The organism is Rothia sp. P13129 (assembly GCF_048512865.1).
Lineage (GTDB): Bacteria > Actinomycetota > Actinomycetes > Actinomycetales > Micrococcaceae > Rothia.
Genome location: NZ_JBLXYA010000003.1, coordinates 137344 through 159822 on the forward strand (window position 1 = coordinate 137344; position 22479 = coordinate 159822).

Sequence of the window (22479 nt, forward strand, 5' to 3'; positions counted from 1 at the left end):
TAAGAAAGAACTGTAAAAACACCCCATGACAGATATGACCGTCAAACTCAACAACCCCGCCGAAACCCGCGTACGATTCTGCCCCTCACCAACAGGCACACCCCACGTCGGTATGGTGCGCACCGCATTATTCAACTGGGCGTACGCACGCCACACCGGCGGTAAACTCATCTTCCGTATCGAAGACACCGACGCTGCACGCGACTCCGAAGAATCCTTCAACCAAGTACTCGAATCCTTGCACTGGCTCGGAATCGAATGGGACGAAGGTGTTGGTGTCGGTGGCCCGCACGCACCCTACCGTCAGTCAGAACGTGGAGAAATCTACCAAGACGTCATCAAAAAACTTGTAGATGGCGGATACGTTTATGAAGATTTCTCCACTCCAGAAGAAGTAGAAGAACGTCGCCGTGCACGCGGTGAAGACCCAAAACTTGGGTACGACAACTTTGACCGCAACCTCACTGAAGAACAAAAAGAGCAATACCGTGCCGAAGGGCGCCAGCCTGTTCTGCGTTTGCGTATGCCCGATGAAGACATCACCTTCAATGACCTCGTACGTGGCGAAATCACGTTCAAAGCCGGCACCGTACCCGACTATGTGGTGGTTCGAGCCAACGGCAAACCGCTTTACACCCTCGTTAACCCTGTTGATGACGCTCTTATGGGTATTACCCATGTGCTTCGTGGCGAAGACTTGCTTTCTTCCACGCCACGTCAGATTGCGCTTTATCGTGCGCTCGTGCAGGTTGGTGTGGCACAGTTTATCCCTGAATTTGGGCACCTTCCATACGTGATGGGTCAAGGCAATAAGAAACTCTCTAAACGAGACCCAGAATCAAACCTGTTCTTGCTACGCGATAGCGGCTTCATCAAAGAAGGCCTACTCAACTATCTTGCCCTGCTTGGCTGGTCACTCTCACACGATGAAGACATTTTCACTATTGATCAGCTCGTAGAACACTTCGACGTTAAAGATGTTCTCGCTAACCCGGCACGTTTTGACGTGAAAAAAGCTGAGTCCATTAACGGTACGCATATTCGCCGTCTCGATGCCGAAGACTTCTGCCACCGACTCGTCCCATACCTACATGCGGGGGGAGTGCTACCTGTTGAAACGTTTGCAGAGCTTTCAGCAGAACAGCAGAACATTTTGACCGAAGCTGCACCACTGGTTCAAGAGCGTATGCAGCTGCTCGGTGAAGCACCCGGTATGCTCGGGTTCTTGTTCATTGCTGATGAGCAGGTCACTATTGCTGAGGACGCTCGTAAACAGCTCAAAGAGTCTGCCCCCACCGTGTTGCAGGCTGCGCTAGATGTGCTCGAACCTCTCGAAGATTTTACCGCGGAGAACATTCAGCAGGTGCTTCGTGAAGCCATTGTTGAGGGCCTTGAGATTAAGCCTCGTTTGGCGTTTGGTCCGTTGCGTACCGCCATTTCGGGTGCGCGTGTTAGCCCACCATTGTTTGAGTCAATGGTGATTCTTGGTAAAGAATCTTCGTTGAATCGTTTGCGTGCTTTACACACAGACCTCAGCGCATAAAAACGCAACCGCACCTATTGCACGGCGCACTGAATGTGTGCGGGCAATAGGGGAGCGCGCCCTCATGCCAATACTGGTGTGAGGGCGCTCCTGCTATGGAAGGGGTGTACCCTTTCAACGCTAAAATGTGACACATGTCTATGTTCTTTAATTTGCGTGAGTAGAAAAACTCGTATAGAGTTATTACTCGTTGCGAAGATGAGTTCATCTGAGTAGTACATAATGGGATATGGTGTAATTGGCAACACTACGGTTTCTGGTACCGTCATTCTAGGTTCGAGTCCTGGTATCCCAGCGATATTTTCTTCCCTCGTGGAAGAAAATATTTTCGGCCCCATCGTATAGCGGCCTAGTACTCCGCCCTCTCACGGCGGCAACACCGGTTCAAATCCGGTTGGGGTCACAGGCTAAAACCCTCCAATGTTCTCATTGGAGGGTTTTTCTATATCCCAAAACAGCACTCTTCAAAACACCTATCACCCTGTGATGCAGTTCATGATGGTTTGAGTTGTAGCAAACACAAAACACCTAGTAGACTACACAGGTAGGTCACAGACCATACGGCCCCATCGTATAGCGGCCTAGTACTCCGCCCTCTCACGGCGGCAACACCGGTTCAAATCCGGTTGGGGTCACAGGCTAAAACCCTCCAACCCTATGGTTGGAGGGTTTTTCTTATATGTTTTAACAAACAAAAAACCTCCACCCAAGAACCACAGCAGAACACCCAACAGCCGGTAAGATAAAGCTGTGGAAAAAACAAACACAACACCTCGCACCGCACCAAACATCACAGCAGAACTCGACGCCATGCGCCGAGCACGAGACACACTCGAAAACATCACGCTGCCACTAGAAACCACCGAAATCGACGAACACCGTGCACTACTGAAAAAAACACGCACCCAACTCGACGACTACGTACTACCACGCCTCGCCACACTCGACGCACCACTAACCGTCGTCGTAGGCGGCTCCACTGGCGCCGGCAAATCAACACTAGTTAACACCCTCCTCGGGCAACCCATCACACGCTCCGGCGCAATACGCCCCACCACACGCCAACCCGTCCTCATCCACCGCGAAGAAGACGCCCCAGCACTCACACCCGAGCGCATCCTGCCACACCTCGAACGCATCCAAACCCACGACGGAAAACTCGTCGGCGCAGACCCAACACTCACCGACCAAATCTACACCGTCCAAACAGAGAACATACCCGCCGGTATCGCCCTCATTGACGCACCCGACGTAGACTCCGTCAGCGAAGACAACCGCCGACTCGCAAAACAACTGCTCTCCGCCGCAGACCTCTGGCTCTTCGTCACCACCGCAAACCGCTACGCCGACGCCGTACCCTGGGAACTACTCACCGAAGCCGCCGCACGCGACATCACCATCGCGGTCGTACTCAACCGTGTACCAGAAGGCGCAGAACAAGAAATTGAAGAAGACCTCCGCCACATGCTACAACGTGCCGGAATTACCCCAGCACACCTACTAACCGTCAACGAACAAGAACGCGACGAACAGGGCATGCTCTCACGCATGAGCATCACCCCACTGATTTACTGGCTCAGCGAACTCGGCGCAAACTCCGAAGAACGCACCCGCATCGCACAACAAACCCTCGAAGGAGCGATACGAACAGCCGCCACCCGTATCGAAGCCCTCGCACACGCCCAAGAACAACAACACGACACCGCTCAACGACTTACCTACGCAGTTGAAGACTCCTATATTCAAGCCGTCAAAAACGTTATCGAATCAACACAAGACGGCGCGCTCCTACGCGGAGAAGTACTCTCACGCTGGCAAGACTTCGTTGGCACCGGAGAATTCTTCCGCAACATCGAAACCAGTATCGGACGACTGCGCGATAGAGTCTCAGGCTTCTTCAGAGGAAAACCCAGCCAAGCCATCGTCGTTGAACAAGCACTCGAAGTCGGCTTGCACTCAGTGATCGTAGAACAGAGCGCACAAGCGGCAGAAAACGTGCAACGCCGCTGGAACGAAGAACGCGCAGGGCGAGCACTCCTTGCCGGAGAAGACCTCGGAAAACTCCCTGAAGACCTCCCCGCAACTGTTGCCGAAGAAATCCGCCAATGGCAACAAGACATCATGAAAATGATGACAGAAGAAGGCGCAGGCAAACGGCAACGCGCCCGCTTCCTCTCCCTTGGAATCAACGCCGCAGCCGTTATTCTCATGGTTGCTGTCTTCTCTATGACCGGCGGGCTGACCGGAATTGAGGCCGGTATTGCCGGCGGTTCTGGTGTGGTTGGAACTAAACTCCTTGAAGCAGTCTTCGGAGAAGACGCCGTACGACGTATGGCTCAAGGGGCACGTAAAAACCTCGAACTACGTATCCAAAAAATCTTCTCAGAACACGCCACCACCTTCATTCAAAAAATTGATGAGAACCACCTTGGAGCACCCACCGACGAAGTGCAGGAAGCCGCACACACTGTTGCGCAGGTTGCTCAAGAACTCAAAAGGGGACGCTAAACGATGCCCGCAACACGAGAAAACCACATGACCACACTCTCCGCTAGAGTTGACGCACTCAACCATGCTGTAGAACAAGGCGCCGGAAGGGTCGCCCCCGAAACGCTTACCTACGCCCAAGACGTTCTCGACCGCACTAAACGCCGCCGAGAACTCTCCTCAGAACACACCGTCATTGGGTTCTTTGGGGCAACAGGTTCGGGAAAGTCATCCCTTTTCAATGCCGTCATTGGTGAAGATATTGCCCTTAGCGCGGCACGACGACCCACCACCTCCACCGCGCAAGCAGCTATCTGGGGTGAAGAAGGCAGCGAACAACTACTGAACTGGCTAGAAGTAGAACACCGCGTTGTGATGGACACCCACCCCGAACATGCTGTTCAAGCACTCAACCAAGCCGATATTCCGCTATCGCACGGGCTGTGGAATAAAGTGCGCTCTGCCATCGGTAAAAGTGCCACCGAAAAACGCTCTGGCGGGCTCATCCTCCTTGACCTACCAGACTTTGACTCCGTCGAAAAAGCGAACCGCCGTATCGTGGAACGTATGGCAGGGTGCGTGGACGTGCTTGTCTGGGTTTTTGATCCACAAAAATATGCTGACGCCGTCATTCACCACGAGTTCATTGCACCCATGGCAGAACACGGTGCGGTCATGATGGCTGTGATGAACCAGTCCGATAAGCTACATGCTGAAGAAATACCTGCTGTTCTTGACTCTCTTGAACGTTTGCTTGCAGAAGACGGGCTGAGTCGTTCACTCTTGAGCAAACCCTTGGCGGTCTCGGCACGAACCGGTTGTGGTATCGAATCGTTACGCGGGGCGCTTGGGCGAGTTGCCGCCGAAAAATCAGCGGCTCTAGAACGTATTGACGCAGACCTCGATACCGTCCACCAAAAACTTGGTGAATACGACGGCGGAGGATACCCCGACGGTGTGACCGGCACCGGTGTGCGTCTGCTAGATCATGCGCTCTATGAGGCTAGTGGTGCACCTGCTGTTGTGAAAGTTGCTGAAAAATCTTATCGACTGCACGCAAGCGCACATACCGGTTGGATTGCAACCCGTTGGATGCTCAAATTCAAACCAGACCCTCTCAAACGACTCAACTTGCATCGTGCTGGTGAAGAGAAAACGCTCACCCGTTCATCGTTGCCACCGATGAATGAGACGCAAAAGTCAGTGATGAGTTCGGGGATTCGCCGTTTTGCAGATAGTGTTTCGGAAGGGGTTGGGCAGCCGTGGAGTCATAGTATTCGTGAAGCGGCTCGTTCCCGTCAAGAAGAACTTCCTCAAGCGCTTGAACGGTGTATTGCCACTACTGACTATCAGGCTCAGAAAAAACAGTGGTGGTGGCATCTGCTGAACATGGTGCAGTGGCTTGCGCTCTTTAGTGCGGTTGCTGGTCTGCTGTGGCTTACCGTTTTAGCGTGTGCCGGATATTTTCAGCTACGCTTACCAGCCCCACCCTATGTGGAAGGGTTCCCGTTCCCGCTCCCCACATTATTGGTGTTGACCGGTGTTGGTTTGGGTTTGTGTGTTGGGTTATTGGGGCGTTTCTTCTCGTGGATAGGGCAGAAGTTCTATGCGCGAAAAGTGTCTCGTCAGATTGCTGGTAACATTGCCCATGTCTCTGAAGAGTACATTGTTGATCCTGTACGTTCGGAGGTCAGCAGACATGCCTTGTTCTGTGAATCTTTAGAGCAGGGGCAACGCTAAAAAATATTGAGGAGCCGTCGTGCCTGAACAAGAGATAACGTTACCGAAGGAGCTTTCTATCCGCTTATATGAAGAGCGTGATGAGCTTTCTTGGGTGCGTTGTCGTCTCCTTTCCTTTTTAGATTGCAGTTATTTTGACGACGTACACCGCTACCGTGAACTCTACGAAAACCCTGCTGTCTGTGTGGTTGCTACTTGTGGTGAACACGTTGTGGGATTTTTAGATATTGAGTATGAAGAAGTTGCTGGGCAAGTGTGTAGCACCGAGGGGGAGCGTGGCGGTGTGATGTGGCATCTTGGTGTTTTGCCAGAATACCGGCAGATGGGTGTTGCCACGAAAATGTTTGAGTTTGCGTGTGGACGTTTACGTGCTGCCGGTGTTTTTCGTATTCAAGCGTGGACTCAAGATGATGTGCCTGCGAATTCTTGGTATCGTGCTCAAGGATTTGAGCAATTTACCGCGCATTTGAATGTGTTTGCGCGGGGTCTTATGAGCAAGGGACAGATGAGTGACTTGCTACCTGGTATTGAAGATTCGTGGAAGTATCTTCCGCATATTCGTTCGCTGAACTTTGAGGCCCCTTGTGAGGCGCGTGAAGAGTTAGAGCGGCTTAGCTACCGTATCCATGAGGTGCGTGGCTATGAATTGAATCTACAACCTGAGACCTCGTCGAATATGTAGAGGTGTGCTAAAACTTTTTGATAACGCTACGGCACCCCTGTTGGTGTGTATTTTCCTTTGTGAAAGTTTCTTGGAAGATACGCCCTTGGGGTGCCGTAGTTTTTTGTCTCGTAGTGTTTTAGGAGGCGTTGCGTAGCGCGTCGGTTAGCTGTGCTGCTGCTTGGCAGACAACTTCTGCGTGGAGTCGCCCCGGCTGACGGGTGAGACGTTCAATAGGGCCAGAGATAGAGATAGCGGCGATGACTTTACCGGTTGGCCCGTGTACAGGTGCCGAAACTGAGGCTGTGCCGCGTTCTCTTTCTCCTACGGATTGTGCCCAGCCGCGTCTGCGAACTGCCGCTAACATGGTGGCTGTAAAGCGTGCGTTGCGTAGGCCTTCAAGAAGTCGAGAGTGCTCTTCCCATGCGGTGAGTATTTGTGCGGCGGAGCCTGCTTTCATGGAAAGTTGTGTTCCTACGGGGATGGTGTCGCGTAGTCCGATGGGGCGTTCTGCTGAGGCGACGCATACACGCCAGTCTCCTTGACGGCGGTACACTTGAGAACTTTCGCCGGTAACGTTTCTGAGGTTGTTGAGGATAGGGCCGGCGGCACTGATGAGGCGGTCTTCGCCGGAGGCGGAGGAGAGCTCGCCAATACGTGGGCCGAGGGCGAATCGTCCTTGGGAGTCTCGTGAGACGAGTCGGTGGTGGACGAGTGCTACTGCTAGGCGGTGTGCGGTGGGGCGGGCGAGCGCGGTTGCTTCAACGAGTTGGGAGAGGGATGCAGGGCCAGATTCGAGTCGGTTGAGGATGGCTGCTGCTTTGTCGAGAACTCCTACCCCTGAGGATGTTTTGAGTTCTGGTGTTGTGTCGTTGGTCATGGATTCCTCCAAGTGTGTAGCGTGGGGACGCTCGATGGGCTTCATGAGTAGAGGTTACATAATCAGCACCATGATAGATATTTATGCATGTGTAGGTAAAATTATTACATTCTCAATATGTGATATGCAAGTTCATTTTATGGAAAGTTCCACTCTTTCTCGACAAAATATAAACAACATCACCACAGCACAAGGAAAAACCATGAAAGAAAGCACCCCAGACGCCCACATACACACACCCCGCACCCTCGCAGAAAAAGTATGGCAAGCCCACACCGTCGTCACCGGAGACAACGGAAAACCAGACCTACTCTACATCGACCTCCACCTCGTCCACGAAGTCACCTCACCCCAAGCATTCGAAGGCCTACGACTCGAACAACGCCCCCTACGGAGACTCGACCTCACCATCGCCACCGAAGACCACAACACCCCCACCGAAAACATCTTCACCACCATCGCCGACCTCACCTCACGCACCCAAATCGAAACACTCCGCAAAAACGCCCAAGAATTCGGCGTACGCATCCACTCGCTCGGAGACATCGAACAAGGCATCGTCCACGTCGTCGGCCCCCAACTCGGACTCACCATGCCCGGAATGACCATCGTCTGCGGTGACTCCCACACCTCCACCCACGGAGCATTCGGCGCACTCGCCTTCGGTATCGGCACCTCAGAAGTCGAACACGTCATGGCAACACAAACACTGCCACTAGCACCCTTCAAAACCATGGCCATCAACGTCGAAGGCACCCTCAAACCAGGAGTCACCGCCAAAGACATCATCCTCGCCGTCATCGCCGAAATCGGCACCGGCGGAGGACAAGGCTACGTCCTCGAATACCGCGGCTCCGCCATCCGCTCACTCTCGATGGAAGGGCGCATGACCATGTGCAACATGTCCATCGAAGCCGGAGCACGCGCCGGAATGGTCGCCCCCGACGAAACCACCTTCGAATACGTCAAAGGACGCGAACACGCCCCCACCGGAAAAAACTGGGAAGAAGCGCTCGCCTACTGGAAAACCCTACCCACCGACGAAGGCGCCGTTTTTGACCGGGAAATCTTCATCAACGCAGACGAACTAGAACCCTTCGTCACCTGGGGAACCAACCCTGGGCAAGGTGTACCACTATCACACAACGTGCCACACCCCGAAGACTTCGCAGAAGAAAACGACAAAGTGGCCGCAGCGAAAGCCCTCGAATATATGGGACTCACCGCAGGCACCCCCATGAAAGACATCCTCGTAGACGTCGTCTTCCTCGGCTCCTGCACCAACTCCCGCATCGAAGACCTACGCGCCGCAGCAGACATTATCAACGGACAAAAAATTGCCCCCGGTGTACGCATGATGGTCGTCCCCGGCTCCCAAAAAGTACGTGCACAAGCAGAAGCCGAAGGCCTCGACAAAATCTTCCAAAACTTCGGTGCAGACTGGCGTTTTGCCGGATGCTCCATGTGCCTCGGCATGAACCCCGACCAACTCGCACCAGGGGAGCGCTGCGCCTCCACTTCCAACCGAAACTTTGAAGGACGCCAAGGCAAAGGTGGGCGCACCCACCTCGTCTCACCACTAGTCGCAGCAGCCACCGCCATCCGCGGCACACTCAGCTGCCCCAGCGACCTCTAACCCCAACACCACACAACAAAGCCGCCCAACACACAAGGAACACAACACCGATGGAACCCATCATCAAACACACCGGAATCGGAGTACCACTACACGCCTCCAACGTAGACACCGACCAAATCATCCCCGCCGTCTACCTCAAACGCGTCACCAAAACAGGATTCGACGACGCACTCTTTGCCAACTGGCGCAAAGACGAAAACTTCATCCTCAACCAAGAACCCTACAAGAACGGCAGCGTACTAGTTGCAGGCCCCGACTTCGGCACCGGATCCTCCCGCGAACACGCCGTATGGGCACTCAAAGACTATGGGTTCAAAGTCGTCATCTCCGCACGCTTTGCCGACATCTTCCGCGGAAACTCCGGAAAACAAGGACTGGTCGCCGCCCAAGTACGTCAAGACGACGTTGAACTTATCTGGAAAACCCTCGATAACGAACCCGGTGCAGAAATTACCGTAGACCTTGAAACCAAAACCATTACTTGCGGGGCACTGACCGTACCCTTCCACATCGACGACTACGTCCGTTGGCGTCTCATGGAAGGGCTCGACGATATCGGGCTCACACTCCAACACGAGGACGCCATCACCGAATACGAAAAAAACCGTCCAGCATGGCTACCTAAAACCCAATAAAATGGGTAACACCATTTTGTGCCAACATAAAAGGGGACAACCTTTACCCTCTTAATAAAGTTCACAGTGTACCGAATAGCACCCAAAACCCCTAAAAACCCGTGAAAAAATGTCATGAGAACCGCTTTTTGATATTGAACACTCAAACTAAACACAAAGACAGGGCTCTCATGACTTATTGTTAAGTAAAGTTCACTGTAGTTTTATGTGGACGACTCTTCACACGAGAGTCCAAAAACATAGGCACAGCACCAAGCTATGCCGGATCGCTCGCACATAAAGAACATCCGGTTCTTACTTATACGATTGGAAGCATATGATCAGCGCACTGCGAATTGAAGGTGGAACCCCACTAGTAGGTGAAGTGAAAGTACGCGGAGCTAAAAACCTCGTACCTAAAGCAATGGTTGCTGCTCTCTTAGGCAGCTCACCTTCTCTATTGCGCAATGTTCCAGAAATCAAAGACGTCAAGGTCGTTACCGACCTCGTAGAACTACACGGCGTCACCGTCGAACACAACCGCGAAACCGGTGAACTAACACTCGACCCAAGCAACGTCTCCCGCGCCGAAAACGCAGACATCCACGCGCACGCAGGAGACTCCCGCATCCCCATCCTGCTCTGCGGACCACTACTACACACCCTCGGCGAAGCCTTCATCCCAGACCTTGGCGGCTGCCGTATCGGCGACCGCCCCGTAGACTTCCACTTCAAAGTACTTCAAGACTTCGGCGCAAAAATCGATAAGCAAGAAAACGGCATTTCGATTAAAGCCCCTAAAGACGGTCTCAAAGGTAACACCATCAAACTCGACTACCCTTCTGTAGGCACCACCGAGCAAGTTCTGCTCACCGCTGTCCTCGCACAAGGTAAAACCGAGCTTAAAAATGCTGCCGTTGAGCCAGAAATCATGGACCTCATCGCCGTCCTACAAAAAATGGGTGCTGTCATCACCGTCGAAACAGACCGACAAATCATCATCGAAGGCACCGACCGTCTCGAAGGCTACACGCACGACGCACTACCAGACCGCAACGAAGCAGCATCATGGGCATCCGCCGCTCTTGCAACCGGTGGAGACATCTTCGTCCGTGGCGCACACCAAAAAGACATGAGCACCTACCTCAACGTCTTCCGCAAAATGGGTGGTGGCCTCGACATCCGCACCGACGGTATCCGCTTCTACCACCCCGGTACTGAGCTCAACCCGCTCTTCCTCGAAACCAACGTTCACCCCGGCTTCATGACAGACTGGCAACAGCCTCTCGTCGTTGCGATGACCCAAGCACAAGGCGTCTCCGTACTTCACGAAACCGTCTACGAAAACCGTTTCGGCTTCACCGACGCACTCATCAAGATGGGTGCAACCGTACAAGTTCACCGCGACTGCCTTGGACCTACCGAATGCCGTTTCGGAAATAAGAACTTCCGTCACTCCGCAATCATCACCGGAAAATCAAAACTTCGTGGTGCAGACATCAACGTCCCAGACCTCCGCGGTGGCTTCTCTCACGTTATTGCTGCACTTGCTGCAGAAGGCACCTCAAACGTCACCGGAGTATCTGTTATCTCCCGCGGTTACGAACACTTTGGTGACAAGCTCACCGCCCTTGGCGCAAAATTTGAGGTTATCGACTAAGATGGCAGGTTCACAGCCGCGGCAAGCATTGACAGGACTTAAACCCACTCCTTCTGGTGACGCACTATACCGCGTACTAGGACACAGTGCACGAGTGCTCTACCACTGCTTAATGGGACTGAAAATTGAGGGAATTGAAAAACTCCCACGAGACCGCGGATACCTCGTCGTCTCTAACCACCTTTCAGAAGTAGACCCCATTACGATTGCCTACCCTGTGTTCCTCACCGGAACTTTACCCAGATTCCTCGCAAAAGAATCACTCTTTAGAGCACCCGTCATCGGCTGGATTCTTCGCAAACTTGCTCACATCCCCGTGGCACGAGGATCCATCGACGCGCGTAAATCATTAGAGACCGCGCAAAACGTGCTCGAATCTGGGGGAGCGGTGGTCATCTACCCTGAAGGAACTCTCTCCGAAGACCCCCAAGGGTGGATGATTGCAGCACGAACCGGCGCCGCACGACTCGCCTTCGCAACAGGAGTTCCGGTTTACCCCATTGCCCATTGGGGAGACCAAGAATTTCTATCCCCAACAGGTAAGTTCCGCCCTTTCCCTCGTAAAAAAGTGCAGGTCAAAATTGGTGACCCTATCGACTTCTCTGACCTTCAAGGAAGCAGCCCTGCAGCGGCACCCACTAGGGAAGACCTCACTATCGCTACAGACCGTATGGTCTCAGCCATTACCGCACTGCTAGAAGACATACGAGGCGAAAAAGAGCCTGAAGGGCGATGGAACCCCATCACCAGACGGCGCGAACTACCCGGAGAAAAACATTAGGAGAACCATGAGTGTTGCCCCAGCTACCACAGCCCAAAACACCAATAGCATCCACAAAATTGCTGTTCTTGGTGCCGGTAGCTGGGGCACCGCTTTTGCTAAAATCACCGCAGACACCGCACGTGAAAAGAACAACGGAATACGAACCATCCTCTGGGGCCGAAACCCCGAACGTATGGAACAATGCCGTACTACACGGATGAACACCGCATACTTCCCACAACTCGTATTGCCGGAGAACCTAGAGTACACCTCCAACATCTTGGAAGCCTTAGCCGGCGCCGACATCATTGTGCTAGCAATACCAGCACAATCATTGCGTGAACAGCTCAAAAACTTCATCACACACATCCCTCCACATGCGATTCTGATATCACTTGCTAAAGGGTTAGAACAAAACACTGGGCTAAGAATGTCCGAAGTGATTGTTCAAGTTCTTGAAGAAGCTGGAGACCCGCACGCCATCGAACGCGTAGCTGTGCTCTCAGGCCCCAACCTCGCCCGAGAAATTGTTGCAGAACAACCAACAGCTTCTGTTATCGCCGCACACCACGAAACTACCGCGGCGCTACTGGCTGAACTATGCAACTGCTCATATTTTCGCCCCTACACAGGAACCGATATTATTGGTGTAGAAATAGGCGGAATTGTCAAAAACATTATCGCCTTATGCGTGGGAATCTGCGAAGGAAAAGACTACGGAGATAACTCCAAAGCATCAGTGATGACCCGTGGCCTTGCTGAGACTACCCGCTTAGCAGTAGCACTCGGCGCAGACCCCCAAACCTTGAGCGGACTAGCCGGCATGGGCGACCTCATCGCAACCTGTTCCTCTTCTCTCTCACGAAACCACACCGCCGGGCGACTACTGGCTGAGGGAGTACGACCAGAACAACTCAATGAAGTGATGACGCAAACTGCAGAATCCATCAAATCGGCTGCAGCCGTCGTCGAACTTGCCCATCAACACCACGTTGAAATGCCTATCTGTGAAGCTGTCGTGGCAGTATTGAACGGCACCCTGACCGTTGAAACTCTTGCCCCACGACTCCTTGGCAGAACCCTCAAGCACGAAAACCATACACAACGCTAGAATAAGTGTTGTTATTTTTCCCCGACACACCTAAAAGAGACTTTGAGAGAGTTACATGTCTAATAGCACCATCACCAAACCCACCGTTGCAGTACTTGCCGGTGGAACATCTTCAGAACATTCCGTGTCTCTTGTGAGCGCATCGGGTGTACTCAACGCCATCGATACTCAAACCTACGATGTTGTCGTTATCGGCATCACCGAAGAAGGCCGCTGGTATTTAAGCTCCCCTGAAGAAATCAACAAACTCGTAAACGAAGCGGCACAAGAAACAGCTCGAACAGGCAAAGAAGTCAAAGCGTACTTCCGCGGTTCACAAGAACAAGTCTTCCTACCCCTCGGTGAAGGCGACTCAAAGCTTCGTCTATGCTCAGAAGGCGCCACAGAATTTCGTCTAGGCCCTAGCATCGACGTCGTATTCCCCGTCCTGCACGGACCCTTTGGCGAAGACGGAACGGTGCAAGGTCTCCTCGAAAGTGCAGGCCTCAAATACGTTGGATGTGGTGTTGCATCTTCTGCTATCGGTATGGATAAGCACTTCATGAAAGTTGCGTTTGAATCTGCTGGACTGGATGTTGGACCCTACGTTGTAGTAACACACCGCCAATGGGCAATGAACCCCAAACAGGCTCGACAAGAGATTAACAAACTCGGATACCCCGTGTTCGTCAAACCAGCGCGTGCTGGTTCCTCCTACGGAATTAGTAAAGTTGACCGTGAAGCAGACCTAGACGCCGCTATTGCCGAAGCACAAAAACACGACCCCAAAATTATTATTGAAGCAGGTATTGACGGTCGAGAACTCGAATGTGCCGTACTTGAAGTATCTTCTGCAGAACAGCCCATCAGCTCATGCGTCGGAGAAATCGTCAAAGAAGGTCAAACCTTCTACGACAGCACAGAAAAATACGATCCTAAAAGTAAAACCAAAACAGTGTGCCCTGCCGAACTAGATGAAGACGCTCAAACACGTCTTCGTGCTCTAGCAGTTCAAGCCTTCCTCTCCTTAGATTGCGAAGGTCTTGCTCGTGCAGACTTCTTCTACACTCAAGAAGGAAAACTCATCATCAACGAAGTGAACACAATGCCCGGTTTTACCCCTATTAGCATGTACAAAATCATGTGGGAAAAAACTGGACTCAAATACACAGAACTCGTAGATCGTCTCATCAAATTAGCACTTGAACGCGAACTCGGTCTACGCTAAAAATAAAGCGTGCCACGATAACAGCTAATACGCTACTGATCAGGAGTTTGGCGAACACAAAAAGTTCGCCAAACTCCTGATAACGTTTAAGATTCTAAACGAAGCTCATCGCTAAGATTCGTACACGCCTTAGTTTGGGGGAGTTGCTTGACCGCAGAACTAAGGTGAACTAATAACGTTGAAGAAGAAATTTTGTCGGCGTCAAAAGTGATACGTATAGCAGGTGAACGCCCGAAAGTTGTAGCATCCCACGTTCCAGTTGCCTGCTGAACCGACTGCTGAGCCTGTTCTTGCTCTTCTGCAGGTTTAAGAATCCAATCCACGCCATTGACAGATACACAAGGATCTGACACCGGCTCTTGTACGCTCACACCACATTTGAGGACAACAACACTGGGATCGCCCCACGCTGTTGTTGCTTGAGCAGTCGTCTCACGTTGAGAAAAACCACCAATTTCTTGAGGCATCGCCACCATCGCATAGGCACAACGTGGGTTGGCTGCATCTTCTGCAGGAGTAAGGTACACCGCACCAGCACCGCACCCACTGAGCGGCATCGTCGCTAAACAGAGTGCAGAGGTGATACGAACAGAGGTTTTCTTCAAGATACTCACGTTCTCATTCTATCGTTGTGCTCAAGAAAATACCTCTTCACACTACTCGCGTACCCTCCCCGACACCTGATAGTGTGGGTAAAAGCTTGAGAACTTATCAAGAGAGTGAAGGAGGTTCACATGTCTAAACAACACAATATTGTGATGATCAGCGTCGGTACTTTATGCGCATTAGCTATGTCTTTTATGACGTTCCCAGCAGACGCCCAAGACGCTTTACCTCCTACTGTTGAACCCTCTGCATCCCCCACAGAGCTACCACTGATTCCACTCAACCCGCCTATAATACATAATCCCACCGAAGAACCCACCACACCTGTCAGCGAACAACCTGCACCACCGGTAATCACCGAACCGACAACAACACCATCTGCACCTTCTGATGGCGACGACTTTCCTTTCCCCGAAACTTCATCACCAGCACCTGAAACCACTCAACCGAGTGAACCAACAGAACCTAACCAGCCTCAAGAACCACCAACACCTGAAACCACTCAACCGAGTGAACCAACAGAACCCAGCCAGCCTCAAGAACCACCAACACCACAAAATCCTGATGATGGAATCGGCTCAGGCGCAAACATTACCCCTGCACCGCCCCAAACCTCAGAACCAACAGCCACACCCTCACCAGCTGAAACAACAACACCCGAGCACAACGATCTGCCAACTCGTGGACAAGAAGAGAACACCACCCCAGACCCCTCACAAGAACAGGTCATACCTCATACCGAGGAAGCCACCCAACAGCTTCACCAATACGAGACTATTACACCCGAACTTCCTAACAACACACCTCACAACGAGCTACTTGAAGAAGCTACTCAAGGCAGAACCTTCTCTATGCAAGAACAGCTCAATAGCTTAGGAACACCACTAGAACCGTCGTTTTCGGCAGAAACAAACTCCACCGGAAAAAACGTGCCGAATTCTTCCCCTAATGACCGAAAAAACGCTCAACCTAGCACCGCAGAATGGGTGAAAGACTACCTCAATAACAACCATAAAACTGCTTATACCGAAAAGAACGCTCAACGTTTAGGCGTATTCGGCACTGAATCTGCAGAACATAGCTCAAATACGGTGACTGCTTCAAGTGCACGCACCCGCGGTAAAGCCATCATCGAAGGGTACACACCCACCGTCCTATTCTCTCTTTTTGGGCTTGGCGGAATCTTCTACGTCATCCGTCAATTTATGCGTGAATCAACATCTAAAGACTTATGAACCTTACCTCGCACGTCAAAGACTTTAACGAAGAACAACTCTTAGACATGTTCTTACCCATCTTTGAAGAACACAACCAACGTGTTGCACAAAGACTCGAAAAGGTTCACAAACCGAACCCCTGTATTCTTGGTGCAGGAGATGACAGCGCCATCTTCTCTTTTAACCAGGGGCTAACCGTGATGAGTGTTGATACTCAAACAGAGAATCAAGACTTTCGCACCCAATGGGTGAGTGGCCACCAAAGTAGCGGATACGATGTCGGCTGGAAACTCGCCACCCAAAACATTGCAGATATTGTGGCCATGCGTGCAGTACCTCAAACGCTATTGATAAGTCTTAGCCTTCCACCACAGACGCCTTGCCAATGGTTACAAGACTGCGCACATGGAATTGTCGATGCTTTATCTCATCACGAAGCTGAAGAATGCACAATCTCTGGGGGAGACCTTGGCGCATCAACAGAAATATCTATTACCGTCACCGCGGTAGGACGGTGCCTAGGCGAACCGGTACGACGCAATAACGCACGTCCTGCCGACATTATCGCCGTTGCTGGTGAACTTGGCACTGCCACTGCGGGGCTTGCTCTCCTTGATAGTCCCGAATTTTTAGGGGTTAATAACCCTGCATTATTAGACCTTGTATATACCCAAAAACGTCCCAGCACGCCTCTAACACTTGGGTTATCTGCAGAAACTGCTCATTCCATGATGGACATTTCAGATGGGCTTATCCGTGACGGGCAACGTATCGCCAAAGCGTCAAAAGTCTCGATGGATTTCTCTCTTGACCTTCTAGAAAAAGACCTGAAGAAGCTTCTCCCTGCCGCCCAGTGGCTCTGCCAACATACTCAAAAATACGCAACGTACACCCCCGAGCATCTGGCGAAGCAATGGGTTCTATACGGGGGAGAAAATCACTCTATGCTGGCAACTTTTTCATCGTTAGAAAAGCTCCCTCAAGGTTTTAGAGCCGTTGGCACATGCACTATTGCCACCTCCACGCCACAAATTTTTATTAATCACGAACCTGCAACAGAATACGGGTGGGATCACTTCTCATAACCTTGCACCTTATGGAAAATAAAGATTATGGTTCTGCCTGATACGTTTCTATAATGTCTCTTAGATAACGCACCATCCACACTTGAGGAAGAGTCAATGAGCGCGATGAAGAACACTCTCAACGTCATGTCTGTGTGGCCTCAATGGTGTCAAGAATCTACGCAAATATTGAGCAGATACTGCCAACAACTCAACGACATTAATTTCTTCCCCGTTCCTGATAGCGATACTGGTTCTAACCTACTAGCTACCTGCCGTACTCTTTGCGAACATCTACACAACGGATGCGACCCCACGCACGCCACACAAGAAACCTTACGGACAAGCCGTGGCAACTCCGGAACATTACTCTCAGCATGGTTCAACGCTCTAACCCGCTCACTAGGAAACGACGGAGAACTCACACCCGAAGCGTTGCATCTTGGATTATTTATCGCTCAAGAACACGCCCACGCCACCATGATAGAACCTGCCGAAGCAACTATGCTCACGGTCATGTCGGATATTGCGCGGGCACCTATTGCAACCTCGCATATTGAAGAACACGTGTTCTTCCTCGCCGAATGCGCCTATCAGAGCGCCGCCTCAACCCGCCACGTGCACGGTAGTGCAGATGCTGGGGCAGTCGGACTGTTCTTGGTTATCAACGCGCTCAGTAGCGTGTTAAACGGAAAAAGCATCGACGAGACAACGACGAACGAACTGTTCCAAATACCTGCCGAACTACTCGGTGAGCCGGATACACCGTCTGATGAACTGCGCGAACTCCTTTGCGAAATAGTGTTACCCCTCGAAAAAATGATGTTTTTGCGTTCACAATTAGAAGTATCTGGTCAGAGTCTGGCTATCGCTATGATTGATCAAACAGAGCACATCCCTCATTGGCGTATCCACATTCACGTGAAAGACCCACAACAGGTGAAAGAACTGCTCGAACAATACGGCACCGTTGAGAACCTCGAAATTCTAGCACTATGACTAAAACACCCAACGAACAGCAAGAACTCACCCAAAAAATTCACCAAAAATACCACCAAGAAGCACGCCTAGAGAACACAAAACTTAGCGTCTACCTCGGAAAAATTCTTGCCGCGCAATTATCAAAACACCTCGGCGTTCACACCGTTGAAGAACTGCTCAACTACCACCCCAAAAAATACCTCCCACGAGGCAAACTCACGCCCTTCTCAGAACTAGAATACGAACAAGACGTCACCCTCATGGCACAAGTGGTTGACGTCCGTACTCGATCCATGCGCTCTCGCCGAGGTTCTATCACCGAAATTATTATTAGTGACCAACTCTCTGACGAAGAAGACCATAACGACGAAGCGCCCCTTGGCACCGTCTACAGTTACCGAACCCAAAAACCCAGCCATCCGCTACTCACAGGTTCTGCCAGCGGATACTCTGATAGCTACGGTACGTTACCCTCACCAGCACACCAACTACACGGATACGCTCACCCCAGTAACGCCCACCGTATGACCCTCACCTTCTTCAACGCGTGGTCTGCAGCACGCGATATGAAAACAGGAGACCACGTCCTCTTCTCTGGAAAAGTAGGTGCCTACAAAGGAGAACTGACCCTCACCAACCCCCACTATGCTGTGATCAGCGAATATCATCGTGCTACCGGAGACAACGTCTCATCACACGCCTACACTCAAGCACACGCACCCATTCCCGTCTACCGCGCAAACGCTAAATTTCCAACCGATAGAATCAGCGCCGCTATCGCAGAACTCCTTGACCACGCGCCATTATCTGAACTAGAAGACCCACTCCCACCAGAAACACGACACAAACGAAAAATACCCACACTGGCATGGACATACCGTGCTCTACATACCCCCGATAGTGACGACACCTGGAAACAAGCCCAACATTCCTTACGCTATCGAGAAGCTTTCATCCTCCAAAGCGCACTAGCTCGTATCCGCGCTCAACGCGCAGAACACACCACCGACTCGTGGCCATACCTCAAAAACGGGTACGCACAACGTCTTCTCGAACTCTTGCCATACCAACTAACAGACGGGCAAAAAAAAGTAGGAGAAGAAATACGTCAAGACCTCAGCCAACGCACCCCCATGAATCGCCTGCTACAAGGCGACGTCGGCTCCGGAAAAACCGTTGTTGCACTACGGGCCATGCTCCAAGTCATAGACTCCGGCGGACAAGCCGCAATGCTTGCCCCCACAGAAGTCCTTGCCGAACAACACTACCAATCTGTGTGCGAAATCCTACGCCCGCTCACCAGCCACAACAACGATAAACCACCTGTTCACGTGCGTCTGCTCAAAGCGTCCATGCCTGCCGCCGAGAAAAAACAGGTTCTTCTTGACATCGCATCTGGTGCAGCGGACATCGTCATTGGAACGCACGCCCTGCTGAGCACTGACGTACATTTTGCACGATTAGGTTTAGCTGTCGTTGACGAACAACACCGTTTCGGTGTCGAACAACGTGATAGCTTACGCAACGCAGACGGAGAACTACCACACCGTTTAGTCATGACAGCAACACCCATTCCGAGAACCGTTGCCATGACAGTTTTTGGCGACCTCGATATTTCTGTACTCGACCAACTACCAGCAGGACGCCAAAAAATTAAAAGTGTTGTTGTTCCTCTTACAGAACATCCACGCTGGGAAAAACGCCTCTGGGAGCGCGCTCGCGAAGAAATTGATGCTGGACATCAGGTATACGTTGTTGTTCCTAAAATTGGTGAGGATACCCCTGATGATGAGGCATCTTCTGGTGCTGAACATCTTTTCTCGACAGATCAGGGTAGTTCTCAGAAGAAACTTCATTCTGCGATAGAGGTTCTCGAGAAACTTTCTCATATGCCGGTACTTTCTGGTGTGCGTATCGATATGCTGCATGGGCGCTTGGATACTCAGACAAAAGCTCATGTGATGCAGAGCTTTAGTGACGGCGATATTCAGCTTCTAGTGTGTACTACTGTTGTTGAAGTTGGTGTTAACGTCCCGAATGCGACGCTGATGATTATTTTGGATGCGGATCGTTTTGGTATTTCCGGTTTACATCAGCTTCGTGGACGTATTGGGCGTGGACAGCTTCCGGGAACGTGTCTTTTGGTCACGGAGCAAGAGCAGGGGAGCCCGTCACGAGATCGTTTAGATGCGGTAGCTTCTACAACAGACGGTTTTGAGCTTTCAAAGATTGACTTACGTCAGCGTCGTGAAGGCGATATTCTTGGTGCCGCCCAATCGGGCAAAAAGAGTACCCTCAAATTGTTAAGAGCTATTGATGACGCCGACATTATTGAAAAAGCTCGTGAAGATGCTCGTTCACTCATTGAAGAAGACCCTACGCTAGGTAAACATCCTGATGTTGCTCGATGGATTGAACGTTTTGTGGGTGCTGAACATGAACAATTCCTCTCACGAGGATAACTCAAGAGGGTTTTATATGATGGTTGATGTACGTCTACGGTTTAAGTTATGGAGGGCAGAAGAGCATGAGCAGAATTATTGCTGGTCAATGCGGTAGTTTGACGTTGGCACACGTACCAGGGAATAAGACGCGTCCGACAACAGACCGTGTGAAAGAGTCTTTATTTTCTCGTTTAGAGGGGTACGAAGTTTTATCGCAGGGGCGTGTACTTGATTTATTTGGTGGCTCTGGTGCTTTAGGGTGTGAATCCCTAAGTCGTGGTGCTCGCCATGTAGATTTTGTAGATTCGTCTTCAACGGCTCTTGCGACGATTCGTGAAAATGTGGCGCGCGTTTCTCAAGGGTTGAGTTCTGCTGCGTCCACCATGATTTATACATCGGATGCCCAACATTTTTTGGAGCGTTATCAGGGGGAGCCGTGGGATGTTGTTTTTGTGGATCCGCCTTATGAGATGCCTAATGAGCAGGTGCACACACTTTTATCTCTCATCAAAGAGCATCTAAGTGATGATGCGGTTGTTGTGGTTGAGCGTTCTTCACGTATGGAGCCGGTAGAGGTTCCTGCTGGGTTAGAGGAGTTCCGCCAGAAAAAATATGGTGAGACTATTCTGTACTACGTGCAATTAGTATCGTAGAGAGTTTTCTCGATACTGTTCATGGGTGCTCTCACTGTTAGGCTATAGGGTATGCAACTAGTTATTTGTCCCGGCTCTTACGACCCTATTCATAACGGGCATGTTGATGTGATTACTCGTGCCGCTAAAATCTATGGCAACGTGATTGTTGCTGTTGCCCGTAACTCTGCGAAGTCGTATCTTTTTAGCGATGAGGAGCGTGTGGCGCTGGTTCAAGAGACTTTTGGTTTTTTGGACGGCGTGAGTGTGGAGTTGATGCCTTCTATGCTCCTTGCTGATTATGCGAAGTCTCGTGGCGCGCATTTAATCGTTAAAGGTGTCCGTAATTCTTTAGATTGGCAGTATGAGTCTCAGATGGCTGTGATGAATCGTCATCTAAGTGGTGTGGAGACAAGTTTTTTGGTCTCGGATTCGCGGTATTCTCAGCTGTCGTCGACGCTTGTTCGTGATGTTGCCCGTTATGGGGGACAGCTTGATTCTTTTGTGCCTGTGCCGGTGCAGCGTGCTTTAACACAGAAAATATCACAAGAAAAGTGAGCTTAACAGCACATTAATGGTGCTTGAATAGAATCTGTGAAGCTGGAATAGTTGCTATGTAGCCGAACTGCAACTAGAGTTTGTAGTTGGTCAAAACTTATCATAAGGGAGTTCGTCATTTCACGAAAAGATTCATCGCCCCTGAAGGTTTCTGTTCGGAACCTGAGTCATCAACCTGGGACCATGGAAACCCTCGATAAAGTGATACCAGCGCCAAAGGATTTTGGCAATGCTCTGATCGGAGCGGAAGAAGGTTCGGACATTGAGCTCAATCTCCGACTAGAATCCGTTGTAGATGGTATTCTGGTTAGTGGCACTGCAACCGCCGACATGAGCGGTGACTGCAGTTTATGCCTTGATCCGGTTTCTGAAACCGTGTCAGCAGATATTCAAGAGCTCTTCGTCTTTGAGAAGGCACCCGCTGGTGGCCCAGAAGATGAAGAAGATGAGCAGTACACGGTAGAGGGCGATTATATCGACCTTGAACCGGCTCTACGGGACGCAGTCATTTTACAACTGCCGTTCCAGCCCCTTTGTAAGGACTCTTGTCAGGGATTGTGTTCCGAATGCGGAATCCGCCTGGAAGAAGAGCCGGGGCATCACCATGAGGTGCTTGATCCGCGCTGGAGTGCTTTAACAGGCATGTTCAACGAGGATAAATAAACTTAATAA

19 protein-coding genes and 3 tRNA genes are annotated in these 22479 nt (G+C 51.2%); 20 read left to right on the top strand and 2 right to left on the bottom strand.

Going from position 1 to position 22479, the window contains the following annotated elements; translation table 11 throughout:
* Window positions 1–25: 25 nt before the first annotated feature.
* From gltX to ACN081_RS03495, 7 genes are all read left to right on the top strand, one after another.
* The gene (gltX, locus tag ACN081_RS03465) at window positions 26–1543 is read left to right on the top strand and encodes a glutamate--tRNA ligase (RefSeq protein WP_419106966.1); all 1518 of its coding nucleotides are present in this window, start codon (window positions 26–28) and stop codon (window positions 1541–1543) included.
* Between the two features lie 223 nt (window positions 1544–1766).
* Window positions 1767–1838 (top strand) — tRNA-Gln (locus ACN081_RS03470).
* A gap of 35 nt (window positions 1839–1873) precedes the next feature.
* Window positions 1874–1946, top strand: a tRNA-Glu gene (locus ACN081_RS03475).
* Between the two features lie 159 nt (window positions 1947–2105).
* Window positions 2106–2178, top strand: a tRNA-Glu gene (locus ACN081_RS03480).
* Window positions 2179–2293: 115 nt separating this feature from the next.
* On the top strand, window positions 2294–4051 hold the full coding sequence (locus ACN081_RS03485; protein ID WP_419106967.1) for a dynamin family protein: 1758 nt from the start codon (window positions 2294–2296) through the stop codon (window positions 4049–4051).
* Window positions 4052–4054: 3 nt separating this feature from the next.
* Window positions 4055–5770 carry a dynamin family protein gene (locus ACN081_RS03490; protein WP_419106968.1) on the top strand — a complete coding sequence of 572 codons (1716 nt, stop codon included), beginning with the start codon at window positions 4055–4057 and terminating at the stop codon, window positions 5768–5770.
* 19 nt (window positions 5771–5789) lie between these two features.
* Window positions 5790–6452 carry a GNAT family N-acetyltransferase gene (locus tag ACN081_RS03495; protein WP_419106969.1) on the top strand — a complete coding sequence of 221 codons (663 nt, stop codon included), beginning with the start codon at window positions 5790–5792 and terminating at the stop codon, window positions 6450–6452.
* 118 nt (window positions 6453–6570) lie between these two features.
* Here ACN081_RS03495 and ACN081_RS03500 read toward each other — a convergent pair whose 3' ends face one another.
* Window positions 6571–7311, bottom strand: coding sequence for an IclR family transcriptional regulator (locus tag ACN081_RS03500; protein ID WP_419106970.1), 741 nt, complete (start codon window positions 7309–7311; stop codon window positions 6571–6573).
* A gap of 202 nt (window positions 7312–7513) precedes the next feature.
* Between ACN081_RS03500 and leuC the strand changes: the two genes are divergently transcribed.
* From leuC to ACN081_RS03530, 6 genes are all read left to right on the top strand, one after another.
* Window positions 7514–8947: a 3-isopropylmalate dehydratase large subunit gene (gene leuC / locus ACN081_RS03505; RefSeq protein WP_419106971.1), complete on the top strand. Its 1434-nt coding sequence runs from the start codon at window positions 7514–7516 to the stop codon at window positions 8945–8947.
* 50 nt (window positions 8948–8997) lie between these two features.
* Window positions 8998–9585 carry a 3-isopropylmalate dehydratase small subunit gene (leuD, locus tag ACN081_RS03510; RefSeq protein WP_419103716.1) on the top strand — a complete coding sequence of 196 codons (588 nt, stop codon included), beginning with the start codon at window positions 8998–9000 and terminating at the stop codon, window positions 9583–9585.
* A 316-nt stretch (window positions 9586–9901) separates the two neighbouring features.
* Window positions 9902–11224: a UDP-N-acetylglucosamine 1-carboxyvinyltransferase gene (gene murA / locus ACN081_RS03515; RefSeq protein ID WP_419101418.1), complete on the top strand. Its 1323-nt coding sequence runs from the start codon at window positions 9902–9904 to the stop codon at window positions 11222–11224.
* 1 nt (window position 11225) lies between these two features.
* Complete coding sequence (locus ACN081_RS03520; protein ID WP_419106972.1) at window positions 11226–12005, top strand: lysophospholipid acyltransferase family protein; 780 nt, start codon at window positions 11226–11228, stop codon at window positions 12003–12005.
* Between the two features lie 7 nt (window positions 12006–12012).
* Window positions 12013–13098: an NAD(P)H-dependent glycerol-3-phosphate dehydrogenase gene (locus tag ACN081_RS03525; protein WP_419106973.1), complete on the top strand. Its 1086-nt coding sequence runs from the start codon at window positions 12013–12015 to the stop codon at window positions 13096–13098.
* Between the two features lie 55 nt (window positions 13099–13153).
* The gene (locus ACN081_RS03530) at window positions 13154–14305 is read left to right on the top strand and encodes a D-alanine--D-alanine ligase family protein (protein WP_419106974.1); all 1152 of its coding nucleotides are present in this window, start codon (window positions 13154–13156) and stop codon (window positions 14303–14305) included.
* An 86-nt stretch (window positions 14306–14391) separates the two neighbouring features.
* On the opposite strand, the gene ACN081_RS03535 is transcribed toward ACN081_RS03530, so the two are convergent.
* A complete protein-coding gene (locus ACN081_RS03535) occupies window positions 14392–14919 on the bottom strand; it encodes a DUF3515 domain-containing protein (RefSeq protein ID WP_419106975.1) in 528 nt (175 codons plus the stop codon).
* A 120-nt stretch (window positions 14920–15039) separates the two neighbouring features.
* On the opposite strand from ACN081_RS03535, the gene ACN081_RS03540 reads away from it, so the two are divergent.
* The 7 genes from ACN081_RS03540 (at window position 15040) to ACN081_RS03570 (ending at window position 22470) form a co-directional block, all read left to right on the top strand.
* Complete coding sequence (locus ACN081_RS03540) at window positions 15040–16146, top strand: hypothetical protein (RefSeq protein ID WP_419106976.1); 1107 nt, start codon at window positions 15040–15042, stop codon at window positions 16144–16146.
* Entirely contained in the window at window positions 16143–17213 is a 1071-nt protein-coding gene (locus tag ACN081_RS03545) for a thiamine-phosphate kinase (RefSeq protein ID WP_419106977.1), read from the top strand. Before ACN081_RS03540 ends, ACN081_RS03545 begins: the two co-directional genes overlap by 4 nt.
* Window positions 17214–17309: 96 nt before the next feature.
* Window positions 17310–18191, top strand: coding sequence for a DAK2 domain-containing protein (locus ACN081_RS03550; protein WP_419106978.1), 882 nt, complete (start codon window positions 17310–17312; stop codon window positions 18189–18191).
* On the top strand, window positions 18188–20635 hold the full coding sequence (locus tag ACN081_RS03555) for an ATP-dependent DNA helicase RecG (RefSeq protein ID WP_419106979.1): 2448 nt from the start codon (window positions 18188–18190) through the stop codon (window positions 20633–20635). The genes ACN081_RS03550 and ACN081_RS03555 overlap by 4 nt, the downstream gene beginning before the upstream one ends.
* A 65-nt stretch (window positions 20636–20700) precedes the next feature.
* A complete protein-coding gene (gene rsmD / locus ACN081_RS03560) occupies window positions 20701–21270 on the top strand; it encodes a 16S rRNA (guanine(966)-N(2))-methyltransferase RsmD (RefSeq protein ID WP_419106980.1) in 570 nt (189 codons plus the stop codon).
* A 51-nt stretch (window positions 21271–21321) separates the two neighbouring features.
* Window positions 21322–21807 (top strand): pantetheine-phosphate adenylyltransferase, encoded by a 486-nt coding sequence (coaD, locus tag ACN081_RS03565; RefSeq protein WP_419103705.1) that lies wholly within the window; start codon window positions 21322–21324, stop codon window positions 21805–21807.
* Window positions 21808–21990: 183 nt separating this feature from the next.
* The gene (locus ACN081_RS03570) at window positions 21991–22470 is read left to right on the top strand and encodes a YceD family protein (RefSeq protein ID WP_419103704.1); all 480 of its coding nucleotides are present in this window, start codon (window positions 21991–21993) and stop codon (window positions 22468–22470) included.
* The last annotated feature ends 9 nt before the right edge of the window (window positions 22471–22479 follow it).